Annotated in this window: 5 protein-coding genes; 2 read left to right on the top strand and 3 right to left on the bottom strand. The window is 72.4% G+C overall.

Going from position 1 to position 5,609, the window contains the following annotated elements; translation table 11 throughout:
- Together OOT08_RS15125 and OOT08_RS15120 are read right to left on the bottom strand one after the other, a co-directional pair.
- The coding region (locus OOT08_RS15125) for a UPF0182 family protein (RefSeq protein WP_325093624.1) at window positions 1-980 on the bottom strand (980 nt) is incomplete at its 3' end.
- Between the two features lie 36 nt (window positions 981-1,016).
- On the bottom strand, window positions 1,017-2,144 hold the full coding sequence (locus OOT08_RS15120) for a YlbL family protein (RefSeq protein ID WP_325093623.1): 1,128 nt from the start codon (window positions 2,142-2,144) through the stop codon (window positions 1,017-1,019).
- Window positions 2,145-2,370: 226 nt separating this feature from the next.
- On the opposite strand from OOT08_RS15120, the gene OOT08_RS15115 reads away from it, so the two are divergent.
- Together OOT08_RS15115 and OOT08_RS15110 are read left to right on the top strand one after the other, a co-directional pair.
- Entirely contained in the window at window positions 2,371-3,855 is a 1,485-nt protein-coding gene (locus OOT08_RS15115; protein ID WP_325093622.1) for a zinc-dependent metalloprotease, read from the top strand.
- Between the two features lie 130 nt (window positions 3,856-3,985).
- Window positions 3,986-5,041: a hypothetical protein gene (locus OOT08_RS15110; protein ID WP_325093620.1), complete on the top strand. Its 1,056-nt coding sequence runs from the start codon at window positions 3,986-3,988 to the stop codon at window positions 5,039-5,041.
- Here OOT08_RS15110 and OOT08_RS15105 read toward each other — a convergent pair.
- On the bottom strand, window positions 4,948-5,609 hold a 662-nt coding region (locus tag OOT08_RS15105; RefSeq protein WP_325093618.1), incomplete at its 5' end, for a 3'-5' exonuclease. The two genes, OOT08_RS15110 and OOT08_RS15105, sit on opposite strands and share 94 nt — an antisense overlap.

Here is a 5,609-nt window from a genome sequence, read left to right as displayed (position 1 = left end):
ATGTTGCGCTGGATGTACTCGCTCTCCAGGCTCTTCTCGTCGGGGCCGACCTGGAAGCGCTGCATGAACCAGGGGTAACCCGCGCCGACCACGAGGCTCGCGACGAGCAGCAGGGCCGTGCCGATCACCGGCAGACGCCACTTGCCCGTGAAGGCCGTGATGAGGAACAGGATGGCGACGAGCGCGGCGATCGCGGCGAGGATGCTCTTGCCGGGGATCACGGCGTGCACGTCGGTGTAGCCGGCACCCGTGATGAGGCCGGTGCTGTCGGTCACCGTGCGGTACTGGTCCAGCCAGAGGCTGACCGCCTGCAGGAGCAGGAAGATGCCCGCGATGACCGCGAGCTGTACGCGCGTGGCCTTCGAGATCCGGACGTGCTTGCCCGTGATCGAGATGCCGCCGTACAGGTAAGAGGTGGCCGCGGAGGCCAGCAGCGAGATGAGCACGACGGCGGAGGCCATCGTCATCACGGACTGCCAGAACGGCAGCGAGAACATGAAGAAGGACACGTCAAAGCCGAACTCGGGGTCGACCGTGCCGGCCTCCTCCTTGTTCAGCCAAAGCAGGACGGTCTGCCACTGCGAGCCGGCCGTGAGCCCGGCGAAGATGCCGAGCACCGCGGGCAGCGCCCACTTCACGAGGCGACGCAGGGGCTCGATCATCTCCTGGTAGCGATCGAGCTGCGCCGTCAGCCGCGCGTAGACCGGGCGGGTGCGGTAGGCAATGTCGATCGCGAAGAAGACCGGCACGGCCATCGCGATGAAGCCGACGAGGAACACGGCCGCGGCCGCGCCCCACTGGGTCAGGAGCACTGCGAGGTAGCCGGTCTGTTCGTACCAGAACACGTCGGCGAGCACCCCCGCGAGCGCGAGGAAAACAATGATGATCGCTGCGACGATCAACACCGTGATCATCAGCGGCGATGGGCGTTTACGAGCAGCGGTTGGGGTTCCGGGCGCACCGGTCGTGGGAGAAGTCACTTGAGCCTTTGTTCTGGTCTTCGAGCACGTTTCCGCTTAGCTTAGCGGCGTGGCTTGGGAAGTTGCCGAATCGCACCGTTCCAGCCCGGCAGGTTTTTTGCCCGCGGCGAAGTCCTCAATGGCCCGTTCCGCCTCGGCGAGCGTCGCCACGGGGGCGACCGTCATGTCCCCCGGAATGTTCTCGGGAACCGCATCACAGTTGCCGATCGCCATCAAGAAGAGATCGGTGTCGGCCTCGGCGGCGCCATACATTTTCTGCGGCAGCCCGCCGATCGCGCCGACGGTGCCCTCGCCGTCGATCGTCCCCGTGCCCGAGACGGTGTGCCCGCCGGTGAGGGACCCGGGGGTCAGGGTGTCCATGATGCCGAGGGCAAACATCATGCCCGCGCTCGGCCCACCGATGTCGTTGATGCGCAGCTCGACGTCGACCGGGAAGTCGTAGTCGGAGGTGACGGCGATGCCGAGCACCGCGGGGCCGGGGGTCTCGGCGGTGCCCGAGCTGACCGGGGTCGCGCCGACCGTGACCTCCTCGCCGCCCCGCAGCACGGTGATCTGGGCCGGCTCGTCCGCGCCGTTGTCGGCGATGAGGCGGCGCAGCTGCTCGTATCCGACGACCTCGGTGCCGTTCACCCGGACAAGCACGTCGCCGTCCGCGAGCTTCCCCTCGGCCGGGGACCCCTGGGCGATGCCGGAGACGGACACCGTGGCGGGCACCTCCTCGCCGAGCTGGCGCAGCGCGGCGACCGTCGCGTCCGCCTGGGAGCGGTTCATGAGCTGGTCGTTCTGCTGCTGCCGGTCCTCGCTGGACACCCCGGGCGGGTAGATCTCGGCCATCGGCACGATCTGCTGGGAGGGGTCGAAGAGCGCGGGCACCAGGCCGAGCCAGCCGACCGAACGGTCCGGGCTGCCGTGGATCGACACCGTCAGCAGGTTCAGCTGCCCCTCGGTCGGGTACGTCTCCGCGTCCCGGATGCTGATCATCGGCTCGGGCTCAGCGCCCTCCTTGTCGACGACCTCGCCGAGCGTGTCCACGACGGGCCCGGGACGCTCCACGACAAAGGGCGGCGGGAACAGCCACTGCACGAGGGCGAGAACCACCACGACGGTCGCGGCGCCGATCAGCCACGGGGAGATGCGGGATCGGGCACCGGGAGGGTTCATCATCGTGCGGGTCGCTCCGTTTCAGGGCTGGGTCGGTTCGTCGGGGCGGGGCGCTCCCGCGCCGGCCGCGGGGTTTCCGGGGCGGCGGCGGCCGGGTTCCCGCGGCTGTTCGCAGTGGGCGCAACGCAATCCGGCGCTGCCGGTCACATTATCAGCGCATTCTGGGCGCTACGGGTTAGCGTTAACCATCGTGACGGAGCGCGCGCCCCGTCAGGCGGAGGAGAACCCCATGGCAGAGCACACCCCCGAACCCGGCGATTTCCCGGAGCAGGACATCCAGCGCATTCTGCGCGAGCTGCTCTCCGGGAACGCCCAGAACCTGCCCGAGGGCATCGGCTTTGACCCGAGCCAGTTTGCGAAGGCCGCCGGCCTCCCGAGCGACCCCGCGGCCCTGCAGGCGCTGTTCGCCGGGCTCCGCGGCGCGATGCAGAACCAGAGCGGCGAGATCGACTGGGACCTCGCCAAGCGCACCGCGACCGACGTCGCGAAGCAGACCCCCGGCCCCGACGCCGCGAGCGTCCGCCCCGCCTACGACCGCGACTTCCAGGTCGCGTCGCTGTGGCTGAGTGAGGCGACCCAGGTCAGCCCGACCCCGGATGCGCCGCGCACCATGTCCCGCGTCGAGTGGGTGCTGTGGAGCATCGACACCTGGACCAGCTTCGCCGAGCCCGTCGCGACCAGCATCGCGGACGCCCTCACCACGGCGATCGCCGAGAACGCGCCCGAGGAACTGGCGAGCCAGCTCGGCGGGGCCGAGGCCATGATGCGCAGCATCGGCGGGGCCCTGTTCGCCCTGCAGCTCGGCACGGTCGTCGGCAAGCTCTCCGAGGAGGTCGTCGGCGCGGGCGACATCGGCATCCCCCTCCTGGAGGGCCCCGGCCGCGAGGGTGGCGCGCTCATTCCCCAGAACGTGGCGGCCTTCAGCGCCGGGCTCGACCAAAGCGCCGACGAGGTGCGGCTGTACCTCGCGGTGCGCGAGCTCGCGCACGCCCGCCTGTTCCGGCACGCCCGCTGGCTGCGCCTGCACCTCATCAGCGCGATCACCGACTACGCCCGCGGCATCCACATCGACGTGTCCCGGATGGAGGAGCTCGCGAGCGACTTCGATCCCGCGAACCCGGAGCAGATCAAGGCCGCCCTCACCGACGGCTCCCTGATCCCGCCGAAGACCGAGGTGCAGCTCGCCGCGCACCAGCGCATCGAGACGATCCTCGCCCTGATCGAGGGCTGGGTCGACCAGGTAACCCGCGAGGCGACGAGCCGGCTCCCCGGCGCCACCGCGATCGCGGAGATGGTGCGCCGTCGCCGGGCGAGCGGCGGCCCCGCCGAGTCCGCCTTCTCCACCCTGATCGGCCTGGAGCTGCGCCCCCGCGCGCTCCGCGAGGCCGCGGCCCTCTGGCAGACCGTGGCCGAGCGCGGCGGCGCGGAGGCCCGCGACGCGCTCTGGGCGCACCCCGATATCCTGCCCACCGCCGAGGAGATCCAGCAGCCCGAGCTGTTGCTCAGCCGGATCGGCCTCGCCGAGCGCGCCGAGGCGGGCGAGCCCGCGACCGAGGACCCCTTCGACCTCGCGCTCGCCGAGCTCCTCGGCGACGCCCCGCGCCCCGTCGAGGGCGAGTTCGGGGGCCTCGTCTCCGATCCGGAGGAGGGCCCCGATGCGGACCAGGCCCCGGAGGGCGGCGACGAGCCGGAGCGCGGTCCCGCCGCGAGCTAGGTCCCGCACACACACGCACAAGAACGGTGCGGCCGAGCACTCGGCCGCACCGTTTCGCGTTTCTGCCGTGCCGCGGCTGGCCTGTGGATAACGCGAGCGGGCGGGCGGGTCCCCCGCGCACAATAGCCGCATGACCCGATATCTGCGCATCGACCCGGGGGTGCCCATCGCCTGGAGCGCGCCGGAGCTGCTCCGCTTTGGCGCGGACCGCGCCCGCCTGGAGCTGCGCAACCCCTCGGTTCGGGCCCAGCGACTGATCGCCGGGCTCCGGACGGGGCTGGAGGAGCGGCACCTGCCGAATCTGCAGCTGCTGTTCGGCATCTCCCCCGCCGAGTCCGCGCCGCTGCTCAGCACGCTCGAGCCCGTGCTCGTCCGCGAGGATCGCGACGGCTCCGCCCCCGCCGTGCCGCCCCTGATCGCGGTCAGCCCCCCGCCCGGCCCGAGCCGCCCGGACACGAGCCGACTGCTCAGCCGCGTCCTCCGCGGGGGCGGCGGGCGGGTCGCCGAGCTCGCCCCCGGGCAGTTGCTCAGCCGTCCCGGGCCCGCCCCCGGTCCGGGGGCGGAAACGGGTGCCGCGGATCCGGTGACCGTGCTGATCGGTCGCTACGCGATCGCCCCGGCCCGGGGCGCGGCCCTCCTCCGGCTCGGCCTCCCCCACGCGCCCGTGGTGTTCTCGGACACCGAGGTGCGGGTCGGCCCGCTCGTGACCGCGGTGGGCGACCCCTGCCTGTTCTGCCTGGAGTGCCACCGGCGGGACGCGGAGCCCGCGTGGCCCGCGCTCGCGAGCCAGCTCTACGATCGGCCCAGCCCGCGCGAGACCCCGGTGCTCGCGAGCCTGGCCGCCGCCGAGGTGCTCGCCCTGCTCGACCGCTGGCGGGACGGCGACGAGCGCGTGCACTGGGAGCGGCTCGTGCTCCGAGTACCCGACGCGGGCACCTCCCCCGGCGGGGCCGCGTTGCCGGTCGCCCGGCGCGAGCGGGTGCGCGCGCACGTCAGGTGCGGCTGCGCCGCCCTGCCGAGCGCGTTACCGGGGCACTACCCGGGCCCGGACGCGGAGCCCGAGACCGGGACGGAGACGGAGACGGGGACGGCTCAGGCCGCGGAGCCCGCCCCGCCGGCGGGCGCGGGCAGCCCCAGCTCCCCGAGGAAGCGCGAGGGGCCTCGCGCGGATCCGCGGCGGGCATGACCGGCCGTCGAGAGGTACAGGCGATCCCGGGCTCGGGTCGTCGCCACATAGAACAGCCGCCGCTCCTCTTCAATCTGGGCTTCGGTCTCCGCGAAGCGAATCGGCAGGATCCCCTCGGTCACGCCCACGACAAACACCCGGCCCCACTCGAGGCCCTTCGCCGCGTGGATCGCGCTGAGCGTCACGGCGTCCAGGGTGGGCTCGTGATTCGATTTCGCGCGTTCGACGAGGTCGTCGCTGAAGGTGCGCAGGGTGCTGCCGGGAGGAGCGTCGTCCACGAGCGCGAGGATCGCGCCGAGGGAGTCCCAGCGGTCCCGCTGGGCGGCGCCCGCGGGCGGCTGCTCGGTCCAGCCCTGCGAGCGGAGCACGTCGCTGACCTGCTGGAAGAGCGGCCCGGGCTCGGGCGCGAGCGCCTGGCCGCGCAGCGCCATGATCGCCTGCTTCACCACCGCGCGGTCGAAGAAGCGCTGCTGGCCGTGCACGTGCGTGCTGACCCCCGCCCGGTCCAGCGCCGACTCGATCCGCGCGGACTGCGCGTTCGTGCGGTACAGCACCGCGATCTCCGAGG

Origin of the sequence: Leucobacter sp. M11 (assembly GCF_035726885.1) — a bacterium.
Classification (GTDB): domain Bacteria; phylum Actinomycetota; class Actinomycetes; order Actinomycetales; family Microbacteriaceae; genus JAPFRB01.
Note: the sequence above shows the minus strand (reverse complement) of the source record. Positions and strands in the feature narration are given on the sequence as shown.